Source organism: Bradyrhizobium sp. MI1.11, assembly GCF_055811255.1.
Genome location: NZ_JBVVPM010000004.1, coordinates 177,658 through 199,216, shown reverse-complemented (window position 1 = coordinate 199,216; position 21,559 = coordinate 177,658). Strand labels below are relative to the sequence as shown.

Genomic DNA, 21,559 nt, shown 5'->3' with positions numbered 1-21,559 from the left:
ATCCGCGTCTTCGATTGCACCGGAGCTACGGAGCGCTAGCCTCTCTGCACCGGACATTGCCCCGTTCGGGTTCACCATGGCGAGGCCGTCGCACCAAGATATTCGGCGCGGCGGCTTCGTTTATCCGCCACAGCGTTGCGAGCTTCATTTGGCGAATAAGCCCGACGATGTCGATCTCGTTGAGATGCGACGACAGATCACGAACTTGCGCTCGCAACACTCTGACAATCTTCTCGTCACATCGCGATTGAACCGCTTCCTCGTGAAGATTGCTTTTCTCTCAGAGCCAAGAGATGCGGCGCACGCTCGACATCTTCAGTCTGAATTCGCTCGGATGCTGCGAACTGTTGACGAAATCGTCTCACGAGGTCGATCCACGAAGCCGCGGCTCAAGTAACACTAACGCACGGACGTTCTTGCGCCGATCCGGCTCAGCGCAGATGCTGGATGCAGTCGCGAAGTCGTCCTCGTTTCGCGTATTGGCGCCTTCGCGGCGAGGGGTCGCCGCCCCCTCGGTCGGCGGCCCCGCCCATGATGCTGCTGAGGTTCGGAGGCAAAGTGTCTGGTGAATGGACGGGTATTGAACGGCGACGCGTCACACGCAAAACGGTCGACCAGACAGTTATGCTCTCGCTCTCAGGCGGCGCGACAGTCACGCGCTGCGCAATGCGTAACCTCTCAGTTTTTGGCGCCGGCCTACTGCTAGAAAATGCTCCGATCCCGTCGACTAACTTCGACCTATCGTTCGACAATTTTCGAACAGGCTTCGCTTGCCGCCTCATATGGCGTCGCGATACCTTCGCCGGGGTGGCGTTTGTCCATTAGCGTGCCGCGACCTAACGCCGGCTCAGCGGGCGAAGCTGATATCGAAGCGGAACGCGGCCTATGAAGCTGTGCATCCGGAGACGAAGCCGACGAAGGCCGGCGGTCGCAATCGTCGCCAACTTGGCGACGACGTCGCCCGTTTCACCTCAGACACAGCCGCCAAGACCGGGAAACCGGAACGGACGATCCAGCGCGACGCGACCCGCGCTAAGGCGCTAGGCGCCGACCTAGACCGCCTCGCGGGGACGTCGCTGGACAAGGGCACCGAACTGGACGCGCTGGCGGCGATGCCGACGCAAGATCGCGCACCGCTAATCCAGCGCGCGGCCGCTGGCGAGAACGTCAGCGCGTTGCGCCCGTCGACTGCGCAGGAGCCAAAGCCCGGATATGCCGAACTGCTTCGGACGTTCAAAGCCTTCCGATCGGCATGGCTGCGGGCGAGCCCGGCGGGCCAGCGCGCTTTCCTTGATGAAAGCTGGGAAGACCTGTCGGCAATCGTCGACAGCGCGTCAGAGCGCAGGAAGGCCGCGTCATGACCGTCGAGCGGATTAACGTCATCGGCGCCGACGGCAAGGTCGACCGCGAACGCTGGCTTCAGCTGCGCAAGGTCGACGTGACCGCCTCCGTACAAGGCGGCGCAACTGCGGCCGGACTGATGTCGCCGTCTGTCGTGCCGGGACCGCGGTCACGCGACACAAGCACGTCCAGCCCATGCCAAGCTAGAAGTTGCTTCTGTAAGTCGGCCCAATGCCGGTAGGCGGAGGCTCTTGCGAGTGATTTGATGGTGGAGGTTGCACAGGCCGTTCGGGGCCGGGGGCAGGCCCCACCCGATCAAGCGGAGTTAGCCCTTGTTGCTTTGGTGGCGGCAGAGGTTCGCGCAAATCTCTAAGCTGAGGATTTTGTATCCGCTGTTCGATAGTACGCGGCGTTGGTTGAACGGGCGGAGGCAGAACTACCTGATTTTTGGGCGGCGGCTGGCTAACCGGAGGCGGCTTTGGAATGTTCTGCATCCTTGGAGGAGGAGCTTTCGGCAAAGTCGGCGCCGACCCTTGCGCGCTGGGGCTTGGAGCTGCGAAAGCGCACGCCTGCATCGTGATGAGAAGTGCCGCTCCTGTCGGAACCACTTTGCTCACTGTCGCCTCCTGTCTCGCTCGCAAGCGCCGACCAATGCTGATCGGCGCTAGAATGGCCCGCGCGCTACTGCACAACGTGACGCGGCTCTTGGCTCACCTTCGGGGCCTCTGGTTGCTGACACTTCTTGGTCGAGAAAGTCGCTTCGATCCCATTGTCGCAGCAATGAAACTCGATCATTTCGAGGCCACAATTGACGGCGCCCGATTTCATGACCACATGATCAATGGCCTTCAACTGCTCTTCGGAGAGGTGAAAGCTCGTTTGCACTTCGCCTTCACGCGCGTGTCCACCCCAAGAGCCATCAAGGCCTTTCATCTGTTTGTCGGTCCAGACAGGTTTGTTGTCCTTCGTTACCAGCGCGAGATACGTGTAAAAGTTATTGCCTCTGATCTGCTGGCCATTCGACCACTTGTAGTTGGCAGACCCGTTTCCATCGGGCGCGACCCTTACATCGGCGTATGCTACCTGATGCCTGTCGATCTCTTGCTCAACGTGTTGAGTGAACGGAAGGGTCGCTGCCATCGCAGCAGACGCAAAGGTGGCAGCGCTCAGCGCCGCCCCAAGCCACGCAATTTTATTACGCATTGCAAACTCCTACGCTACCGTTGTTACCGGCTAGAAGAACAAAGAAGGTTGCTGCGGCGTTCCGCGGCCGTGCCCGGGCCGAGTTGAATTAACGAATGTGAACGGATGTTTAGGAAGCGTTGAGCGCGCGGCGGCGAGAACATCAGCGTTCTTCGGCGATCGCCGATTTAGACCGCGTGCTTCGTCGTCCATGGTACGCCCCCAACTTCGCCGGAGAATGCGGCTTCGAAACCTGTTCCTCGCCGCTGACCCCGTATTCGCGATCGAAGAAGGCGCGGACAGCGCGCGTATATCGCCCGCCCATCAGACCGTCATTTTAGGGAAACCGCGTCCTTCGAGTAGGGTAACGACAGCGCGTGTACTTTCCGCGCCCTAGAACGGCCTCGCTAAGCGAGCGTTCGCCAGCGAACAAGGGAAGTTGCTCAAGATGGACTATCAATCTGCGCGCTTCGCCTTTTGATCGCCGCGGCTTCATTTGCGCGGCTGCCGCTTCGCCGCGCTGATCGTGATCAGGTTCGCGTTTACGGCGCCCGACTTGGAGGCATACTCGGCAAGCCTTTGGCGCCAATCAAGAGCCAGCGCACCCTCGGCATTCATGTCCTCGCCTCGGCGCGCCCGGCCAAAGCGGGCGCACGATCGTATCGAAGCAGCAGACCTTCCCAAGCGCCCGGCCGGTAAGATGTCCGCAATACTTTCTCCGCATTCCATTCAACGTGCAGGACGGTCTTGCCATCGCACCGGACGTCCAGCGTGGACGTCCGGTCTTGGTCTTCGCATCGCGAATATGTCAGTCGGAATTCGTTATGGCGGACTTCCGAGACCCGGTGGCGGGCGCCGGCGCGATCGATGTTGTAGCGCTCGCTGCACCGGCGCAGGATGCCGAGCGCGACCTTGCTAAGAGATTTGATGCGGTCGGTGCGCTCGGCTTTCGTCATCGCTTAAAGCCCGGCGAGGTCGCGGACTTCCTGAACGAACCGCGTCAGGTCTTGCGGCCGGTAATGAAACAGGTCCGCCGGATCGGTGCCGCGGGCCAACAGCACTCGAGCTTGGATCGCCCAATCAGTAAGCGTTCGGGCGGGGTGTGCGAGGATCATGTCGACGACGCTCTCTGCGGCATCGTAGGCCGCATCGCAGGCAGCATACGCCGCGTCTATGTCGGCGTCAGCGCCCGCGCCGTCGGCGGCCGCCAACGCTTCGTATCGCGCGTACACATGGTTCTTTTCGACGATCGCGACTTCATAGTCCGCCAAGAGTAGTTCAATCGGGGAAAAGTGGGGTAGGCTAAAGTCAGCTTGCTGCATGATCTCATCCATCGTGTTGCAGGTTAGGACCGTCGGCAGGTGCAAACTGCCGGCGGTCCGCTTAGACCTAGCGGAAGACGCGACCGGGAAACAAGCCAGAACGTTTTCCCGGTAGTTGGCGGGTTCTTTCCCGGCTCAACGCCCGGTGATCTTCGCCCGAACGCGCGCTTCGATGCTGTCGGCCAGTCGCGCCAGATATTCTTCGGCCAGCAGCTGAAGGCGTTCGCTGCGCGTCCGGGGGCGGGCATTGAAGCCGCATCTGATCTCTTGGACCAGTTCGCGCGCCAAGTCGGGGCTAAAGGATACCAGCAGCGGCACGATCACCTCCGTCAGCACCGCGTCGGAAGCGGCCTGCTTAGCTGCTAAATGTTCGAGTTCGCTGAGAAGATCGGGCAACGCTACCAGCTCCCACTTGCGCCGCCGGTGCTGCCCGTCGAGGGCTGCGGCGAAGGCGCTGATGCGTCCGGCGAGGAATGGCCCAGCGATCCCGGGCCGCTCGAATTGATGGTCCCGGCGAGACGGATCGCGGCTTCTGCGCGACGCGCAACGTCGATCAGGGATGAACCCGCGTTGATTTCGAGAGTGACCTTGCCGTCGCCGGTAACTTGACCGGAAACGTCGACATGCTGCGAACCCTTGTCGCCGCCGACGCCGGTCCCGTAAGTCATGGTCGGGGAGATTTCCGGGGTGATCGAATTATCCCCATAGCCCCATTCCCGGCGGTACAGATCGCGCATCGATCCCCGACGTTGCAGGGTCAGGCGCTGGCCGCTGGTGAGCCCATCATAGCCGGCGTCTTCAACCGACTTGTGCATGGCCCAGAGGCCCGCGCCGACGCCGGCCGCGCCGGCTACCCATGGGGCGGCAGCCGCGCCAGCCGCCCAGATGGCGCTGCCCGCGCCAGCGGTAGCCGCTGTGGCGCCTGCGCCCTTGGCCGCTGCGCCGACGCCGGCGGCGGCGGACAACTCCGCAGCGGCCGCCGTGAGGGCCGCGGCGGACCCGTCGAGCGCGGCGGCTGATGTCGAAAGGCCGAACCCGCCGAATAGCGTCTGCGCGAACTTGATGCCGCCGTACAAGCCGCCGCCTGCCGCGGCGGCAGCGCCGGCACCGACCATCCAGGGCGGACGCTCTGCCATCCATTGCGTGCCACGCCCGGCAAGATCGGCGGCCCAAGTTGCAGGCCCGCCCTTGCCATCGCTGTCGAAGGCGCGGCCGATCGACGTTTCGAGGTTCTTCATAGCGCCTTCAAGGCGCGACACCGCACCGTCGAAGCCCGCCATCCGTTCGCCGGCGATCTTCTCCGAGTAGCCTTCGGAATTCTTTTCGATTTCGCCGATGATGTGCTTCATCGTGTCGCTGTCGCCAAGGGCCGTCGCAATGCGGCTGCCCTGCTTCGACCCGAACAGTGAATTCGCCAACGGAAGGTTGTTCGCCAGCTTCGGCAGCAAGTCCTTAATCAAGGCGTTTGTGTCGACGTCGTTGACGGACTTGTCACGGTAGCGACCGGCGGCGCCGGCGATCGACTTCAGCGACTTCGCGTCGCTGCCCTGCAATTCATCCCGCAATAGCGCCGTAACCGCGGGGTTGAACTTGGCGGGGTCGGAAATCAGCGCCTTGTCGGAAAACAGCTTGCCCAGACCGGCGCGCGTTTTGCCATTCAGCTTCACGCCGTAGCGCGCGGCGACGTCGTCCGCGAACGGATCGACCGCCAGACTGTCGGGGACGTGCTGGTAATTCTTATAGTTCAGCCCGTTCGCGAGAAGCGCAGTCTTCGCGCCCGCGGTCGGTGACTGTGCCGTCGCCATCAGCGCGCGGAACGCGACGCCAGCTTCGTCGCCGCCGATGTTCGCCTTCTTCAACACGCCGCCGAAGCCGAGAAGCGACGCTTCGCTGATCTTGCCCATCCGCGCCGGCGTCGCGCCGAATTTGTAAAGCTGGCGGATATCTTCCGGGGTCATCCCGGAAACCTTCGCCGCCTTGACCTGATAGTCAGCCGTCTGCTTTGCCGCGGCCTTCGCCGCTTCAAGCGTTGAAGTGTCCTTCTTGAAGCCGAAGATCGCGCCTTCCATCTGCTTCGCAGCGTCGGGCAGCGACAGGTCCATGGACATGCCCAGCTGCGCGGCCGGCTCCATCATGCCCATGACCTGATTTTTATTCAGACCGCGCGCGGCTAGTTCGCGCTGCGCTTCCAGAACCTGAATGTCGTTGAACTTCGTCTTAGCGCCCATGTGGATCGCCTGCGCCACAAGCGGCGCCTGTTCGTCATCCGACAGGCCCATGACCGCCTTGCCGAAGCGGCGTTCCTTGTCGAATTCACGGTAAGTCCTGAAAACTTCGCCGGCGCCGTGTGCCACCGAATGGGCGAGGAAGCCGCCGGCGACGCCCGCGGCCATGCCGACAGCTTCCCGCCGGCGCGCCGACTTTTCCGATCGCGCCGCCTGCCGATCGAGCGCGGAATTAGTCCGCTCAATCGCCGCCCGAAGTTTATCCTGATGTGCAACAGCGCGGTTGATCGGGATGCCGAATTCTTCGAGACCGCGCTTAGCGTTCACAAACGAACTGCGCTGCTTATCCAGCGCGGCCGACGTCCGGCTGGCGGCTTGCTGCGCCTTTTCGTAGGAGCGGGCGAGCGCGGCGGCGTCGCCTTCGCCTCGCTTCATTGCCTTCGCGGCCGCTTCGACGCCGATCTGAGCGTCCCGGAACTTATTCCGGGCGTCAGAAAAGCCACCCTTGGATGTCGCGAAGCGGTCGATCGCGGCCATCTGCGATTGCGCGCGTGACAGCGATTTCGTCAGCGCGTCGACTTCCTTCGACGACTTCGCTGACTTGGCAATGCCTTCGATCTTCTTCGCGATTTTGTCGAAGACAGCGCCGGTTTTATCCTCCGCCGTAATGACCGCCTTGGCCTCTATGATTTTAGCGATTTTAGCCTCCTGAGGATTTCGGCCGCGGGTGGAATTGTCCCATCACCCGCGGCCGTCGCGACACTCCGGCCGCCAAGACCGACGGAACGGCGGGAGCGACCTGAAAAATTTACGCGACGGTGTTCCGATCGGCTTGGTCGACGACAGCAGCCGGCGGCCATGGATCGATCGGGATCAGCTCAATCTGCGTCGGTCGCGGTTGCTTTCTCCGCGTCGCGATCGCAGCGGCGACGTCCAGATCGGCCACCGTTTCCGGTATCATCCGAGAGCCATCGAACAGGAAGCCTGGGCCGTCGAGATAGGGAAGGCGGATCAGTGAGAACAAGTGGCCGGGCCAGTCCACGGACGAACTCGGATGAAACTCAACTTCGCGGAAGCGGCGCTTCAAGCATTTCCAACGCATCGAGCCGCCATGGATATGGACCTGACCGTGAACCCCATCTTCCGACGCGACTGCATCTTGGTCGCCGATGATGGCACCGGTGGTTTCGGCAACCCACAGCTCAACATCGCGCGTTCTGATGTCTTTGCGAGGCGCGCTGCCGACGTCGCGCACAAAAATATCGGCGGCAGGGACAGTCGGCTCGCCTTCCGGCCGTCGGTCATTCAACGCTTTCGCGGCCAGCGACTGTTGAGCGCATCGCTTGGCTAGGTCGAGGACTTCACCAAAAATGCGCGCGCCTTCAACTCGCAGAAGCTTTTCAACTTCTTCGAACTCCTTCCGGCCATTTGCGAACTCTCGGCGAGCCGCGGCATCAGCTTCGGCCCTACTTGCTTCGACCGCAGCAGTTTCCGTCGCCTTAATCAGCCTTTCGAGACGATCGCACTCCGCGGCGGCGGCAGCCCGCTTTACTGACCAAGTCGCGAAGACAGCGCTGTCTGTGAGGGCGTCGGCTTCCGTCGCGTCGATAGCGGCCAACCGATCGCGGGCAACCTGAAGGGCGGCGCTGCGCTTGTCTTCTTCCGCTGACTTCCTAAAGGGATTTTTCATTTGCTCCTCAACCGGTTTTCATGCCGCGCGACTTCAAGGAAGCGTCCCAATCTGGAAGGCCGGGCGCATTTGGCGTGTGGTGGGTCGGGTTCGGAACGGACGTTCCCTGCATCTTCATGCCGCGGGAAGTCAGGGCCGCATCCCACAAGGCGGACGCGTCCTGACGGTTCTGCTGCTGCTTGGCGGGATCGACCGACAAGCCGATGTCCGTATCGCCAGCGCGGGCGCTAGCGATTGCGGCCGGCGCGGCAGCAAGCGCGGCCTTGATCTGGTCGACGGTCATGTCCGTCGTGGTCGCCAGCGTCACGGCGAGACCCTCGCGGCCTTTGGCCTCCGGAAGCGCGAGGATCGCGGCGAAGCGGTCGCGTTCGGCCTTGATGGTGCCAGCCGTGGCAGGCACGTTGGCGGCGGCAGCTGGAGGCGCGGCGGCCAGCGACGCCCTCGCTTCATCCACTGACCTGCCGGTCGTCGTGGCGATGTTCAGCGCCAGCGCTTCCCGGCCGGCAGCTTCTGGCGTGCCCATGATCCTCGCGAGCCGTCGCCGTTCGTCAGCCACTGCTCGCGCGACCGCGGCCTGAATTGTGGACCGTTCTTCGTTCATTAATTGCCCTCCGTGACGCTGTCTCGATCGTCGTTATCGGGCGGCTAGGAAGCCGCCCGTGAGCGCCGGGTTTACGCCACGATCGTTTCGGGAGACCCGAGGACCTGGGCTGGCGTTTGCGTCACGGCGATGGTCGCGCCGCTCCCGCCTTCGTTGGCGACGCCGATCAGCGTCAGTCGGGAGCCAGTGCCCGATGACGCGGGTTCAACCTTCGCGATCTGAGCAAGTTGGACATAAATCGTCGCGCCGTCCGAGCGCGTCAGGGTTTTCCACGAAGCCATTGAGGCTCTCCAAGTTGTAGGCTGTACAACTCGGATGATCACTGCTTCGGCTTCCGTCGGCAATCAAGGCGCCGCGCGTTTGCGCGCGTTTTAGTCTCTCAATCGCGCATCCGCGCGCGATTGAGCTTATTGACACGGTAAAGCGCCCCGACGGGTAGGGTGACAATGAAGGGAGCGATCACCACCCACCAGCGCGCGCCGATTTTTCGGCCGTACCCGCCCGTATGGATGCCAAACACGTTCTGCTCGCATCGACGACGCATCTGCGCCTCGCTGATCGCGGCGATGTAAGCGGCGTCTTTCACCGGCATGCAACGCGTCACGCCCGGCGGCACGTCCGCCAGACGATCCGCGATCGTCCGCAGCGCTAATACAGTCGCTTCGACTTCCGCGGCATCCATCACCGGGAATGCTCCCGCCGATTGACCGTGTAGAGCAGCCGCCGTCCGCGCCGGCCGGCGATCTTCACCGCGCCATCGCGCTTCAGCCGGGCGATTGCCCGGCGGGTCGCCGATTTCTGGGAAGCATTCGCCCACCAACGCGCTGCCACCCGACCGTTCCGCGGGCTCCTCTGCCAGTAGGTGAGGTTAGCGAGTTCAAGCGACGTCATCGGGCCGTGCCTCCGCAGCGCGCGCGGGATCGCCGCGCGCAGGCCGATACGCGGTGCAACCTCGATCACGCCGATCGGGAGCCGGAAGCGGGCGTTTGCAGGCATTTCTGAACCTCAACCGGGAAGGAAACCGGAAATCTCAAAAACTCGGACATACTCAAAGATTGGGGCGCTTCGTGCCGCGCCATCGCCATGCCTGCCGTACGGTCCCTTGACGTTTTTTTAGAGGGGTCGCCGTCCAAAGCGGAAGGGCGGGCAGCTGGATGGGCGGACCTGCCCGCTACCCATGTACGCGCTTACGGGAGCGCGCATCAGCGCGCGTCCTACTCGCCCTGCGCACATGCATCCTGCTCCGCACCGGTAGAGCTCCCGTCCTGTTGCCTGTCGTCGCGCTGCCGTTCTAACTTGCGCGGCCTTCCTCTGCTGATAGGCGCGATCGGCGCCGGTTGCGGCCATTCGTCGGTGTGCCAGTCGGTCTGATCGTCCGTCATCGTTTCCCTTTCATTGTCTCCAACAGGTCTGCCGGCAGGTTATCCATGCCGTCGTCATCGCCTTCGTCGAAGTCGCCTTCGTCAACATCGCCGTGATCAGCCGGTCGCGCCGGCAGGCGCGCCGGCGCCGGTGCTTCGTTGCGAGAGCCGGCCCGGGAAGGGTCACAGGCGATCGCACGCCATAGGTCGCGCTCGATGGGGTCGCGGCACATGACGACAAACGCGCTGCCGATCTGGGTCGTGAAATAATGGTCACCGGAGGCGGTGCGGCGCTGACGGAACTGCAATAGTTCAATGCCATCGGGGATCATGACGGTCTCCCTGTCGCGCAGGATGGGTTTGGGAGGTCATGGCGGTGCAAGCCGGGGACCGGCGTGCGCCGGCCCCTCTCGCAGAACCCGACCTGAGACAGCGGCAGCACCCAGCAATATCGAAGATATCTAGTGGGTGCCAAAATCGTCTCAAACTGTCTCACGAAGCCAACTCCGGACGGGGGAACTGGCAGTCAACAGGGGCGCCGTCGACGATGGGCGCGGTCCGGCGGCGATACCAAGTCGACCGACTTATCCCCAAAGCTTTCCACGGTTTCACCCGCGCCTTCGAAGCGGTTCGAGGCGTAGCGCCGGCGGCAAGCCGGCGCGCCTGTCGACGATCGTTCTTCCGCTTCTGCCGCCGCTTTGCTCGCTTGCGTGTGCTGTCGTCGAATGCGCCGAACGTCACTATGCCAAGGCTGGCGATTTCGTCACGGGTCGCGCGCAGCTTCCTGCCGAGCGTGTCCGCCTTCCACTTCAGCGGCCGTTTACAGACCCGTTCGATCAGTTCGGCCAGTTCGTCTTCTAGAAACCACGGCGCCCATTGGAACGCCCATGACCGGATTTTTCGATCCGGGTCGCCATAATGATAGACGTGATGGGCGCCAATCAATAGGTCGGCGCGGCCACTGTCATCATCGGGCAGCTGACGGCCGCGGTAGCGATGTTCGAAGAAGGCTTCGACATCGCGCATCCGGCGGTTTTGCTTCGCTGTCGGCTTCCGTCGACCCGGATCGTCGCGGTCATCCCAAGCGAAGCGGCCGTCGTAATGAAGCGCTATCTCCCAATGACGCGCTTGCTTCGCCGGCGTTTCGTCCGCGAACCTGTCGTCGACGGTCTGCTTCAGCGGTTTTTTTCTTGGACCGGGTTCTTTACCGGTTGACGGCGCAGATCGCGGTTCGTATCTGTCGGAAGTGGAAGCGCTGCCCAGCGGCTTCTTGTTTTTTCGGTGGTCAGCGCCGTCCCGATTAGCCGTCGGGGCGGCGTCTCCGTTTTCGGGCGGGCCTTCAACCTTGAAGGCCGCGCCCCTTAGCGCGTGCATGTGGATTTACCTCAGGGTTAGGGCAACAGAACCTGCTGCCAGATTTCGCGGCGGACAGCCGCTTCGATGGTGCGAACCTCGCGATCCGCGTCATCGCGGTCCACGCCGATTTCGGCCAAGCGGCGGCGGATGGCGTCTAGGTTTCTCTGAACGTGCTGTTCGCCGCGTTCAGCGTCTAACCCGACCACGAATGCGACGTGACGCTTCACGTATTCTGCGCCACGAAAGCGGCCCGGCAGAAGGCTCACCTTCGCGGACGATCCTGTGACCACCGCGTGTCCGGAAGCTGGACCCACTGGCGCAACGGAGCGCCGGACATCGCGGACGACACTGAGGACCGCGGACTTCTTCGTCATGCGATCCCCCGCGCTTCCCCATCCTTGAAATAGGCTGTCCAAGCGGCCACAGCGAAGGCGCGGCAATGCAATTCGATTTCGGCTTCGGCCACGCCCAGATCGGAAAGGCGGCTCCATTCAAGGTCCAGATGGTCGATCAGATATTTCTCAGCGGCATCGGCCGAACGTCTCTTCCGCATGTCGCGAACGATGAACGCCACGATCTTTTTGTGCCGCGCCGGCGGGAAAACACAGACCTGCGCGGAGGGAACGGCTTCAGGCTTCATGGTCGAACCTCAGCTGTTGGACTGATTGGCGGCGCGTTGCGGACAGAAACGCAATGCGCCGCCGGTGGCGCTGCCGTACATTCGGGGGGCGCCAAAGCGCCGGCGGCTGTCGCGTCCGCCGGAGCAAATGGAGAGATCAGGCGGCAGCCTGATCGCCGCGCAGAAGCTGAAAAAGGTCTTCGACCGGTACCGTCGTATAGCGTCCGTTCTTTCGAACGCGGATCGCGCCGTCTTTCGCTAGTTCGTAGAACCGAGTGTGACCGATGCCGGCGACCTTGCAAAAGTCGTTCACAGATACGTTGGGCGGCAGATCGTAAATCTTGATCATGTCGAGAAGTGTCATATCGCCGGTCCGCATCTGAGTGTCCTTGCGTTTTGTTCGTCTGTAATCGCGACAGTCCGTGACGGCGCAGACGTTCGTCAACGTAGGCGAAACTAAAATACTAAAGAACTCGGGGTGATGCTCTTGATGCGTTAAGCAAATTGTCGATCGGCGGCCTGTGGAAAAAACTGCTAATTCCGGGCGTTCTACCGGTGGTTTTAAGAAAATCGCGCAAATCACTGCAAAGCGTGCGCGGGACGTGGTCGTCTGTTGCGCGCCAAACGGCCAGCTGCATCATGTGACGCAGTTGATAACCGAGGGAGGGTCTTCAAGTTTTCAAGAAGCTGCTGCACAGCCGCCGACGTCGGAGCTACGTCGCTTACCATGGTCCACAAGTGACCGGAACCGGATGGGAACGGAACAGTTCTGCCGGCGTCGCAAGATCAAATGCCGGGAAGGTCGCGTGTCCAGCGTGAAGAGTTCTCGCTGGAACATGCAGGCGGCAAAGGTCGATACTATGGACGTTTGCAGTCGCTACGGGGTGGCTAGGAAACCGAGCGCGATCGGCGCGCCTTCGCAATCGGCACGACGGCGCCAGACTTGCGCAGGTCGTCCAGATAGTCAGCCCACCATTGAGCGAGGCGGGTTCGGTCCGCATCGTACGTTGCACGGTTGTAAATGCTGCGAATTTGGTTTCCGTCGCTGTGGGCCAGTGCCGCTTCGATGATGTCGGCATCGAACAACCGCGATGTATTCGCGAGCGTCGAGAAGGACGACCGGAAGCCGTGCGGGACGTGGGCGTCGCTCGAATACCCAAGCCGGCGCAGAGCAGACCCCAGCGCGCCTTCGGACATCGGCCGCAACGCGGGTCGCTTCGACGGCATACCATCCTTGCCGATCAAGCGGCGAGGCTGCGCGTTGGGGAACACGTAATCGGCGCCCGCCGCGGCGTGGATCGACGACCATCCTGTTATTTCGCGCAGTTCTGCGACAATAGCGATCGCCTGTCGGGATAGCGGCACCTCGTGTTCGCGCCGCATCTTCATGATTTCCGGCGGGAGGGTGATGGCGGGTTGCTTGATATCTTCCGCCACCCAACCCCATCGCAATTGCCGCAGTTCACCGGGACGCAGCGCGGTTAGGGCGAGAAGTTGCAGGGCAAGCCTCGTTTCCTTGGTGCCGTCGTAGCCGTCGATCGCGCGGAGTAGGGCGCCAAACGCCTTTGGGTCGACGATGGCGGCATAGCTTCTGGTTGGGGGCGGTGTTAGGTGGCCGGACTTTGCGAAAGCCGCGGCGGGGTCGAATTCCCGCAGGCCTTCCGCGACCGCATACGAGAAGACGCGGCTAAGGGTCGCCCGGCATCGCTTCGTCGTTTCGTACCGGTTCTTTCCATGCCGGCCGGCCGCCTCCACTTTACGAAGCGCCGCCAGCACGTCTGACGACGTGATGGCGGCGATCTGAAGCTGACCGATTTGCGTCCGGACTAGGTCAATTATCCAAGTCAGCTTGTCTAGGGTGGTCGCGCTCTTTGACGTCTCGCGCTGCTTGGCCAGCCACGCATCAGCCACCGCGTCGAACGTCGTCAGATGCGCCGCAGACGCCGCGATCTTGTCGGCCTTCCGTTTATCCGACGGGTCTACGCCCTTCGCCAGAAGGGCCTTGTTTGCATCCCGCGCGATCCGGGCGTCGGCGAGGGTGACCGCGGGATAGGCGCCCAACGCGATCAGCTTTTGTTTGCCGCCGAACCGGTATGCTTGCCGCCACAGCCGCGATCCGCTCGTTTCGACAAGCAAATATAGGCCGCCGCTATCGCTAAGTTTGTACGGCCTCTCCGCTTTCTTGGCTGCGCGACAGGCTGCATCGGTCAAAGGCATGGATCGTCCCTCGCTAAAGGCTCCGTACCAACACTCGCTCGGGCCCCTACCAACGGCCGTACCAACAGAATTAGCGGAAGGAGGCGGAGGGAAGCGAATGGTGACGCACAGGAAACCCCTATATTTCAGCGATTTCTGTGGCCGAAGCGGAGACTAGCGAACGATGGGGAATAGTCAAATGGTGCCGGCTGAGGGGATTGAACCCCCGACCTTCGGTTTACAAAACCGCTGCTCTACCGCTGAGCTAAGCCGGCGACGCCTGGAGAAGCGGGCAGGGACCAGCATACGCCGGAGCCGTCCGCCCGTGCGCGCCGCAATACCAGACTTGACCGGAAAGTGCCAGAACCCGCGATGCCCGATGCAGACATGAATCAGGCGGCCCGAAGGCCGCCTGATCTGTCGCGTTCGGTTAAATCGCCTTATTGGCAGATGTGCCGGCGGCCGTCTTCGCCCTTGAACCAGGTGCCGGGCGTGCAGACGAAGCCGTTGCGCTGGGCGTAGGTGCGGGTGTCCCAACCGCGATTGTCCCAGCCGGGGTTATTCCAGCCATTGTCGTAGGCGTAGGCGTCGTTCGTGGCACGGAACGGGGCGGTTGCGATTGCGCCTGCAGTCCCGATGGCTGCGCCGGCCACGCCAGCGGCTGTTCCGACCGCGCCGGCGGCGACGTCGGTCGGCCAGAAGCCGGTGCGGCTCCTGCTCCAGTCGTTATTCCAGTCGCCGTTGTTGGTCTGGCGATAGGACACGCGACGGTGCCGATAGCCGCTGTCGGTGTACGGATTTCCCGGTCCGACGTTCTGGCAGTTGGCGTTGGGGAATTGCGCCGCGCAGCGGCCGGGATTGGTGATCACGGCCTGCGCCATGGCAGAGCCCGTCACGAGGGTCGCCGCAATCGCCGTGGCTCCGAGAAGTTTGACGTTCATGATTGTTTGGCTCCCGTTTTGTTGACGGGGGCTAAACGCCGAAGACGCCGGACGTTCCGCTGAAACCGGCGGATTTTCGTGAGCGGCAGTCAAACGGAAGTGAGCACGCGCGATGGTTCCGGACTGCAGGGTCCGGCGGCGTTAATGCTTCGCTAGTTCGCTTTGGCGCATTTGAGCGGCGCGCAATCCTTACACATTAGGCTTACCGGCAATTGGTGAGAGGGCCTTAACCCTCTCTGCGTCGCCATCGGGTAGGTTGTCGCCGGATAAATGGGATCCCCTCATGCGCGCATCTGCGCTCGCCGCCTTTCTGATCGGACTGCCCGCGTCGGCGTTTGCCGGCGGCGGCTTCGATATCGTCGTTCCCGGTCGCCCCGGCGTGCCCATCATCATCAACAACATCGACGCGTCCTATGCCGTGATCGAGGGGACCTGGGGCCTGGGGAAGAACGTGCAGGTGCAGCCCACGATCTATGGCGGCCGCTATATCGCCGAGCGCCAGCCTGAGGACGTCGGCCATTATTACCCGACGCTGGGCCTGCGGCCCGGCTATGGCCGGCTCGAGGTCGAGCCGCCCGCGAACCGCAAAATGCCCAAGCCCGCCGAGAGCTATCACCAGAGCTGGGGCGCGCAATCGGCGCCGCTGCCGCCGCAGATGGACGTGCCCGTCAATCCGCCGCCGGTGATCCTCGCGCCTGAGATCAACGACTATCCGCGGCGTCCTCGGCCGCGGCCGCGTACAGAGATGCCCGGCAGACCGCCGGGTTAAGAAACGACAAAATCCAAAAAACGGAAATCAACAGGAGAGAGTAATGCGTCAGATGATTTCGGGACTGGTCGCGGCGGCTGCCGTGATGTTCATCGGGGCTGCGCCCGCCGCGGCCTGCGGCTTCGATCCGTGCCAGCCGGTTGCGCCGGTCTATTCCGGCTGCAACAGCGGCTGTGGCGGTTATGGGGCCGGCTACGGCTACGGCTACGGCTACGGCGCCTATGAGCGTCTCGCCGAGCCCACCACGCAGTATTATCACGTCAACCAGGGCCCGACCTACACCGGCCCGGGCGCCTTTGCGCCGTATCCGACCTACCGTGAAGACGCGGTGGTTGCGCCCGCCAATTACGGCTACGGCCGTGGCTATGGGCACGGCTATGGTTATCGCGCCGCCGCGGTCGAAGCGCCGGCCGCCTATCCCTACCGCCGCCCGTATTATCGTCCGTATCGCTACGGCTACGGCCCGCGCGCCGGCTATCTGCCGCGCACGCACTACGGCTACGGTCCGCGCTACGGCTACGCCCCGCGGCATGCGCCGTACTACGGCGGCCACCGCGTGCTGCGTCGCTATTACTGATCGCTTGATCGGTTAAACCAACGAGACGCCCGTCCGCGATGCGGAGGGGCGTTTTGTTTTGTTACCGCTTCATCAGCCCGAGCCGGCTGGCGCCGACATAGAGCGAGAGCACGGCGGCATTCGAGACGTTGAGGCTCTTGATCTCGCCGGGCATGTCGAGCCGCGCCACGACGCTGCAGGTCTCGCGCGTCAATTGCCGCAGGCCCTTGCCTTCGGCACCCAGCACCAGGGCGAGCGGCTCGCGCAGGGTGACCTCGGAGAGATCCGCGCTGCCTTCACTGTCCAGTCCGACGGTCTGGAAGCCGAGCTCGTTCAGCGTGGTCAGTGCGCGGGCGAGGTTTTGCACCGTCACCATCGGCACCAGCTCCAGCGCGCCGGAGGCGGCCTTGGCCAGCACGCCGGTCGCTTCCGGACTGTGGCGCGCGGTGGTGACGATCGCCTTCACGGCGAACGCCGCAGCCGAGCGCAGGATGGCGCCGACATTGTGCGGATCGGTGATCTGGTCGAGCACCAGCACGATGCCGTCCTGCTCCAAATCCTCGATGTCGGGAGAGGGCAGGGGATTGGCCTCGGCGAGCAGGCCCTGGTGCACGGCGTCGGGCGACAGCAGGCGGTCGATCTCCTGGGGCCGGACGATCTCGGGCGTGATGCGGGTTGCGATGTTCTCGTCCGCCAGACGCCTTGCGGCATTCTCGGTCAGCGTCAGCTTGCGGATCTGCCGCTGGGGGTTGGCGAGCGCCATGGTGACGGTGTGCCAGCCATAGAGGATGACGGGACCGTCGGTGTCCGAATCGCGATCGCGCCGGGCCGGGCGACCGGCCGATTTTCCGGGCCTGTTGAAGGGCTTAGACCCGCCGCGGGGGCCCCTCGGGTTGAATTTTCGATCCTTCATGGGCTCGCTTGTGTCACGGGTCCCGGAATATGGCAATTTGGGTGGTGTCGGGGGCGATTTTAGCTGTTCGCCTCGGTTGACTTTACCCCATCGCTTCGCCGATAACCGCGCCCGGTCGCGCCCCCATCCGGGCTGTCGCGGCCTTCACGTTCCATGGCCGTCTTCGGTCGCCGGCAAGGTCCGGCCCGATTGTGCTGCCGTCGAGCGGGGGAGTGTCCCGAGTGGCAAAGGGAGCTGACTGTAAATCAGCCGCCTTATGGCTTCGCAGGTTCGAGTCCTGCCTCCCCCACCACGCTTCGCCCTTCGGGCTTCGCGTGGCGCAGCCAACGTGATGCGCGAAGGACGGAGCGTGGTGTCCGGCGAAGCCCGTAGGGCGAAGACGGATTGAGCGGATCCGATCGCCTTACCCCATCATCTCGCGCACCATCGGCACCACCTTCCGGCCGTAGAGCTCAATGCTCTTCATCAGCTTCCCATGCGGCAGCGGGCCCGCTGAATACTTCAGCTGAAACCGCGAAATGCCGAGTGCCTTGGCGGTCTTGGCGATCTTGCGCGCGACCGTCTCCGGCGAGCCGACATAGAGCGAACCGTGCTCGGCCTCATTGACGAACTCGTCGCGGCCCATCGGTGGCCAGCCGCGTTCCTTGCCGATGCGGTCGCGCATCGCCTTGTAGTCGGGCCACAGCTCCTCGCGCGCCTGTTCGTCGGTCTCGGCGACATAGCCGGGCGAATGCACGCCGATCGGCTGGGCCGGGCGGCCGAACTCCCTGAACGCGCGGTGATAGAGATCGACGAAGGGCGCGAAGCGCGCGGGATCGCCGCCGATGATCGCGAGCATCAAGGGCAGGTCGTAATGCGCGGCGCGCACCACCGATTGCGGACTGCCGCCGACGCCGATCCAGGTCTTGAGCGTGCCGTTCGCGACCGGGGGATAGACCAGCTGTCCCTTGAGCGGCGGACGCAGCTTGCCTTCCCAGGTCACCGGCTTCTGCGACAGCAGCGCTGCGAACAGATCGAGCTTCTCTTCGAACAGCGCTTCGTAAGCCCGCAGGTCGAAACCGAACAGCGGAAAGGATTCGGTGAATGAGCCGCGGCCGAGGATCACCTCGGCGCGCCCGTTCGAGAGCGCGTCCAGCGTGGCAAAGCGCTGGAAGACGCGGATCGGATCATCCGAGCTCAGCACCGTCACGGCCGAGCCGAGATGAATGCGCCTGGTCCGCGACGCGATGGCGGCCAGTACAGTCTCGGGGGAGGAGATCGCGAAGTCGGCGCGGTGATGTTCGCCGAGGCCGATGAAGTCGAGGCCGAGCTCGTCGGCCAGCACCGCTTCGTCGACGACGTTGCGGATCACCTGCGCGTGCGGAAGCATCGCGCCGGAGGCGTCCCTGGTGACGTCGCCAAAGGTGTCCAGTCCGAATTCGAGCGGTGCGGTCATTGATGAGATCTCTGCGGGCGCGGCTTGCGCACCCGTCACTGGGGAGGGGATTGCCTGCTGGAGCTAAGCAGCAGGGACTGGAACACAATGCTGCTTCGAGAAACCCATTGTTTCCCTTTCTTCTTGGTGTCGGGGGGGCCGCGGCTTCAGTCGGACCTGGCGAACATCTCGACCAGGGTCTCGCGCAGCCAGCGCTGCGCCGGCACGGTGTCGTTGCGCTGGTGCCAGAACAGGCTGACGATGCGCGGCGGCGCCTTGAGCGGAAGCGGCATGGCGTGCAGGAACGGCGCGTGCCGGGATTGCGAGCGCAAATCGCTCGGCAGCACCGCAATCAGGTCGGACTGGCGCACCACCTCGTAGGCGGCGCTGTAGTGATTGACGGTCGCGACCAGGTTGCGCGATAGCCCGCGCGAGGCGAGGAAGAGGTCGTAGGACGGCAAGGTCTTGCCGGCGAGGCTCACATCGACATGCCCCGCGTTGAGGAAGCTGCGCGTGCTCAGCCGCTTCATCGCCGCGAGCGGATGGCCACGCCGCATGAAGCAGGCGTAGTCGACGGTCCACAGCGAGCGCGAGCGGATGGCGGCCGGCTGCTGCGCCTCGTTGACATAGACGCTGAGCACGCAATCAACGCGATTGTCTTCGAGCTGGTCGGCGATCTCCACGACGGTGTTGGGAACGGTGTGGATTCGCGCCTTGGGCGCGACCTTGCCGAAATGGTTCAGCAGGTTCGGCATCACCAGCGAGGCGACGTAATCCGACATCGACAGGCTGAACTCTGTCTGCGCACGGTGCGGGTCGAACACCTGCTCGTCGAGCGCGCCGCGGACGGTTTCGAGCGCTTCGCCGATCGGCTCCCACAGCACCACGGCGCGTTGGGTCGGACGGATGCCGGTGCCGGACCTGACGAACAGGGGATCGCCGAGCGCGTCCCGCAGGCGTGCGAGCGCGTTGCTGACCGCCGGCTGCGTCATCAGAAGCGCGTTGGCGGCGCGCGTGACGCTGCCCTCGGTCATCAGGGCCTCGAAGACTTTCAGCAGGTTGAGGTCGAGCTTTCGGAACGACAGAACATTCACCACAGTGATGTACTAGATCATGATTATAAATTATGACGATAATATCTCCTTGTCTATGGTTCCCCCAGGGATGAGCGGAGTGCCGGGCCGCCAGACAGAGGGGGACTTTCATGTCGATGATTTCGGCGCGCATCGAGCGCCTTCCATTCGCGCGTTTCCATAAGCATCTGCTGCTGATGGGCGGGCTCGGCTATACATTCGACGCGATGGATGCAGCGGTGCTGGCGTTCATCCTGCCGGTGTTGCGCACGATCTGGAATCTGTCGAGCGTGCAGATCGGCGTGCTCGGCAGCAGCACCTATATCGGCTTCCTGTTCGGCGCGCTGCTGGCGGGCACGCTGGGTGACCTGATTGGCCGTCGTGCGGTGATGATGTCGGCGCTGGCGCTCTATTGCGTCGCATCCATCGTCAGCGCGGCGGTGAACGACTGGTCGTTCTTCTTCGCCGCCCGCGTGGTCGCGGGCATGGGCACCGGCGCGGAGAGCGCAATCATTGCGCCCTATCTGGCGGAATTCGTCGCACGGCGTTACCGCGGCAGCTTTACCGGCGCGCTAGCCGGATTCTTCTCCTTCGGTTTCGTCGCGGCGGCCTTGCTCGGCTATTTCATCGTGCCCGCCTATGAGAATGGCTGGCGCATCGTTCTTGTGATCACCGCGGTGCCGGTCGTCATGCTGCTGTGGTGGCGCAGGGCGCTGCCGGAATCGCCGCGCTGGCTGGAAAGCCGGGGCCGGGAGAAGGAAGCCGCAGCCGTGCTGGACAGGATCGAGGCCGGCTTTGCGAGCCAAGGCCATGTCCTGCCGCAACCGGTCGTCGAAGCCGCGGCGCCTGCCGTGACTGGTGGGACGCTGCTTGCCAATTTCGCCGCGCTCCTCGCCGGCCGCCAGGCGCGCATCACCATCATGACCTGGATCATGTGGCTTGCGATCACGTTCAGCTACTATTCCTTCTTCGTCTGGATCCCCGGCCTTCTGGTCCAGAACGGCATGAGCATCACCAAGAGCTTCGCCTATTCGATCGCGATCTATTGCGCGCAGATTCCCGGCTATTTCAGTGCCGCGTATTTCAACGAGCGCATCGGCCGGCAGGCGACCATCGCCTCCTACATGGTGCTTGGCGGCGCAAGCGCGCTCGGCCTCGCCTTCGCGCAGAGCGACCAGCACATCATGGTGGCGGGAATTCTACTGTCCTTCTTCATGAACGGCACCTATGCGGGCGTCTATGCCTATACCGCCGAGGTATTTCCGACGGCGGTCAGAACCACCGGCGCCGGGCTCGCTTCCGCGATCGGCCGCATCGGTGCGATCGTCTCGCCGATCCTGGTCGGCTATCTCTATCCCAATTTCGGCTTCGCCGGCGTCTTCGGCCTCACCACAAGCGTGCTGCTGTTAGGCGCGCTCACCGTGGTGCTGATGGGGGTGCCGACGCGTGGCCGTTCGCTGGAAGAGATTGCGGCGGGTGAAGTCGCGTGAGGGAAACAAAACGCCGGTCCGATCCGCTGCTCTGCGCCGTGGCGGCCGCGCAGGGCAGGGCGGATCAGCCGGATGCCCTGTACTCGGCGCTGGACGACGCCTTGAAATCGGCGATCGGCCACAAGCTGTTCACGATCCTGACCTATGACGACGACACGAGGGAAGCAGCGCGGGTGTATTCCAATCTCCCCGGACCTTACCCGGCGGGCGGACGCAAACGCCTGGCGCCGGGGCCGTGGACCGAGGCTGTGCTGGACCGCGGCGAGGCCTATATCGGCCGCACCCGGGACGATCTGCGCGAGGTGTTTTCCGATCACGAGCTGATTGCTTCGCTCGGCTGCGCGAGCGTGCTCAACATGCCCGTGCGCTGGCGCGGGCGCACACTCGGCTCGCTCAATCTGCTCCATGAAGCAGGCTGGTACGGCGAGGACGATGTCGCTGCGTGTCTTCCATTCGCCCAGCTCGCTCTGCCCGCGCTGCTCATCCAGTCCTGATCAGACAGGAAGTCGT

Annotated in this window: 26 protein-coding genes and 2 tRNA genes; 6 read left to right on the top strand and 22 right to left on the bottom strand. The window is 63.4% G+C overall.

The window, feature by feature from the left end:
• Window positions 1-893 precede the first annotated feature (893 nt).
• Window positions 894-1,361, top strand: a complete 468-nt coding sequence (locus AC0L30_RS06150; protein WP_473404007.1) for a hypothetical protein — start codon at window positions 894-896, stop codon at window positions 1,359-1,361.
• Between the two features lie 661 nt (window positions 1,362-2,022).
• On the opposite strand, the gene AC0L30_RS06145 is transcribed toward AC0L30_RS06150, so the two are convergent.
• The 19 genes from AC0L30_RS06145 to AC0L30_RS06055 all read right to left on the bottom strand — a co-directional run bounded on the left by AC0L30_RS06145 (window position 2,023) and on the right by AC0L30_RS06055 (window position 14,834).
• Complete coding sequence (locus AC0L30_RS06145) at window positions 2,023-2,544, bottom strand: hypothetical protein (RefSeq protein ID WP_473404006.1); 522 nt, start codon at window positions 2,542-2,544, stop codon at window positions 2,023-2,025.
• 471 nt (window positions 2,545-3,015) lie between these two features.
• Complete coding sequence (locus AC0L30_RS06140; RefSeq protein WP_473404005.1) at window positions 3,016-3,141, bottom strand: hypothetical protein; 126 nt, start codon at window positions 3,139-3,141, stop codon at window positions 3,016-3,018.
• Complete coding sequence (locus AC0L30_RS06135; RefSeq protein ID WP_473404004.1) at window positions 3,138-3,479, bottom strand: hypothetical protein; 342 nt, start codon at window positions 3,477-3,479, stop codon at window positions 3,138-3,140. Before AC0L30_RS06135 ends, AC0L30_RS06140 begins: the two co-directional genes overlap by 4 nt.
• 3 nt (window positions 3,480-3,482) lie before the next feature.
• Entirely contained in the window at window positions 3,483-3,845 is a 363-nt protein-coding gene (locus AC0L30_RS06130) for a hypothetical protein (RefSeq protein WP_473404003.1), read from the bottom strand.
• Window positions 3,846-3,980: 135 nt separating this feature from the next.
• On the bottom strand, window positions 3,981-4,241 hold the full coding sequence (locus tag AC0L30_RS06125) for a hypothetical protein (RefSeq protein WP_473404002.1): 261 nt from the start codon (window positions 4,239-4,241) through the stop codon (window positions 3,981-3,983).
• A 2-nt stretch (window positions 4,242-4,243) separates the two neighbouring features.
• Entirely contained in the window at window positions 4,244-6,607 is a 2,364-nt protein-coding gene (locus AC0L30_RS06120) for a phage tail tape measure protein (protein ID WP_473404001.1), read from the bottom strand.
• Between the two features lie 271 nt (window positions 6,608-6,878).
• Window positions 6,879-7,760: a hypothetical protein gene (locus tag AC0L30_RS06115; RefSeq protein WP_473404000.1), complete on the bottom strand. Its 882-nt coding sequence runs from the start codon at window positions 7,758-7,760 to the stop codon at window positions 6,879-6,881.
• 7 nt (window positions 7,761-7,767) lie between these two features.
• Entirely contained in the window at window positions 7,768-8,361 is a 594-nt protein-coding gene (locus tag AC0L30_RS06110) for a hypothetical protein (RefSeq protein WP_473403999.1), read from the bottom strand.
• 71 nt (window positions 8,362-8,432) lie between these two features.
• On the bottom strand, window positions 8,433-8,642 hold the full coding sequence (locus AC0L30_RS06105) for a hypothetical protein (RefSeq protein WP_354062815.1): 210 nt from the start codon (window positions 8,640-8,642) through the stop codon (window positions 8,433-8,435).
• A gap of 98 nt (window positions 8,643-8,740) precedes the next feature.
• Window positions 8,741-9,046, bottom strand: coding sequence for a hypothetical protein (locus AC0L30_RS06100; RefSeq protein WP_473403998.1), 306 nt, complete (start codon window positions 9,044-9,046; stop codon window positions 8,741-8,743).
• Window positions 9,043-9,357 (bottom strand): hypothetical protein, encoded by a 315-nt coding sequence (locus AC0L30_RS06095; RefSeq protein ID WP_473403997.1) that lies wholly within the window; start codon window positions 9,355-9,357, stop codon window positions 9,043-9,045. Before AC0L30_RS06095 ends, AC0L30_RS06100 begins: the two co-directional genes overlap by 4 nt.
• Window positions 9,358-9,739: 382 nt before the next feature.
• Complete coding sequence (locus AC0L30_RS06090) at window positions 9,740-10,054, bottom strand: hypothetical protein (protein ID WP_473403996.1); 315 nt, start codon at window positions 10,052-10,054, stop codon at window positions 9,740-9,742.
• A 160-nt stretch (window positions 10,055-10,214) separates the two neighbouring features.
• Window positions 10,215-11,096: a hypothetical protein gene (locus tag AC0L30_RS06085; RefSeq protein WP_473403995.1), complete on the bottom strand. Its 882-nt coding sequence runs from the start codon at window positions 11,094-11,096 to the stop codon at window positions 10,215-10,217.
• 17 nt (window positions 11,097-11,113) lie between these two features.
• Window positions 11,114-11,452 carry a DUF6074 family protein gene (locus AC0L30_RS06080; protein ID WP_473403994.1) on the bottom strand — a complete coding sequence of 113 codons (339 nt, stop codon included), beginning with the start codon at window positions 11,450-11,452 and terminating at the stop codon, window positions 11,114-11,116.
• Entirely contained in the window at window positions 11,449-11,718 is a 270-nt protein-coding gene (locus tag AC0L30_RS06075) for a DUF6074 family protein (RefSeq protein ID WP_473403993.1), read from the bottom strand. The genes AC0L30_RS06080 and AC0L30_RS06075 overlap by 4 nt, the downstream gene beginning before the upstream one ends.
• A gap of 136 nt (window positions 11,719-11,854) precedes the next feature.
• Window positions 11,855-12,076 carry a hypothetical protein gene (locus tag AC0L30_RS06070; RefSeq protein ID WP_473403992.1) on the bottom strand — a complete coding sequence of 74 codons (222 nt, stop codon included), beginning with the start codon at window positions 12,074-12,076 and terminating at the stop codon, window positions 11,855-11,857.
• Between the two features lie 509 nt (window positions 12,077-12,585).
• A complete protein-coding gene (locus AC0L30_RS06065; protein WP_473403991.1) occupies window positions 12,586-13,914 on the bottom strand; it encodes a tyrosine-type recombinase/integrase in 1,329 nt (442 codons plus the stop codon).
• 179 nt (window positions 13,915-14,093) lie between these two features.
• Window positions 14,094-14,168: transfer RNA gene (locus AC0L30_RS06060), tRNA-Thr, on the bottom strand.
• A 165-nt stretch (window positions 14,169-14,333) separates the two neighbouring features.
• The gene (locus AC0L30_RS06055) at window positions 14,334-14,834 is read right to left on the bottom strand and encodes a hypothetical protein (protein ID WP_473403990.1); all 501 of its coding nucleotides are present in this window, start codon (window positions 14,832-14,834) and stop codon (window positions 14,334-14,336) included.
• Between the two features lie 283 nt (window positions 14,835-15,117).
• Here AC0L30_RS06055 and AC0L30_RS06050 point away from each other — a divergent pair, with 283 nt between their 5' ends.
• Window positions 15,118-15,603, top strand: a complete 486-nt coding sequence (locus AC0L30_RS06050) for a hypothetical protein (RefSeq protein ID WP_473403989.1) — start codon at window positions 15,118-15,120, stop codon at window positions 15,601-15,603.
• A 43-nt stretch (window positions 15,604-15,646) separates the two neighbouring features.
• Window positions 15,647-16,180 carry a hypothetical protein gene (locus AC0L30_RS06045; protein ID WP_473403988.1) on the top strand — a complete coding sequence of 178 codons (534 nt, stop codon included), beginning with the start codon at window positions 15,647-15,649 and terminating at the stop codon, window positions 16,178-16,180.
• Between the two features lie 61 nt (window positions 16,181-16,241).
• On the opposite strand, the gene rlmB is transcribed toward AC0L30_RS06045, so the two are convergent.
• Window positions 16,242-17,072 (bottom strand): 23S rRNA (guanosine(2251)-2'-O)-methyltransferase RlmB, encoded by an 831-nt coding sequence (gene rlmB, locus AC0L30_RS06040; protein ID WP_473403987.1) that lies wholly within the window; start codon window positions 17,070-17,072, stop codon window positions 16,242-16,244.
• Between the two features lie 206 nt (window positions 17,073-17,278).
• On the opposite strand from rlmB, the gene AC0L30_RS06035 reads away from it, so the two are divergent.
• Window positions 17,279-17,364 (top strand) — tRNA-Tyr (locus tag AC0L30_RS06035).
• A gap of 111 nt (window positions 17,365-17,475) precedes the next feature.
• Here AC0L30_RS06035 and AC0L30_RS06030 read toward each other — a convergent pair.
• Window positions 17,476-18,507 carry an LLM class flavin-dependent oxidoreductase gene (locus AC0L30_RS06030; RefSeq protein WP_473403986.1) on the bottom strand — a complete coding sequence of 344 codons (1,032 nt, stop codon included), beginning with the start codon at window positions 18,505-18,507 and terminating at the stop codon, window positions 17,476-17,478.
• Between the two features lie 146 nt (window positions 18,508-18,653).
• Window positions 18,654-19,583, bottom strand: a complete 930-nt coding sequence (locus tag AC0L30_RS06025) for a LysR family transcriptional regulator (RefSeq protein ID WP_354200927.1) — start codon at window positions 19,581-19,583, stop codon at window positions 18,654-18,656.
• Between the two features lie 107 nt (window positions 19,584-19,690).
• Here AC0L30_RS06025 and AC0L30_RS06020 point away from each other — a divergent pair, with 107 nt between their 5' ends.
• Entirely contained in the window at window positions 19,691-21,049 is a 1,359-nt protein-coding gene (locus AC0L30_RS06020; protein WP_473403985.1) for an MFS transporter, read from the top strand.
• A complete protein-coding gene (locus tag AC0L30_RS06015; protein WP_219683782.1) occupies window positions 21,046-21,543 on the top strand; it encodes a GAF domain-containing protein in 498 nt (165 codons plus the stop codon). The genes AC0L30_RS06020 and AC0L30_RS06015 overlap by 4 nt, the downstream gene beginning before the upstream one ends.
• Window positions 21,544-21,559: the final 16 nt, after the last annotated feature.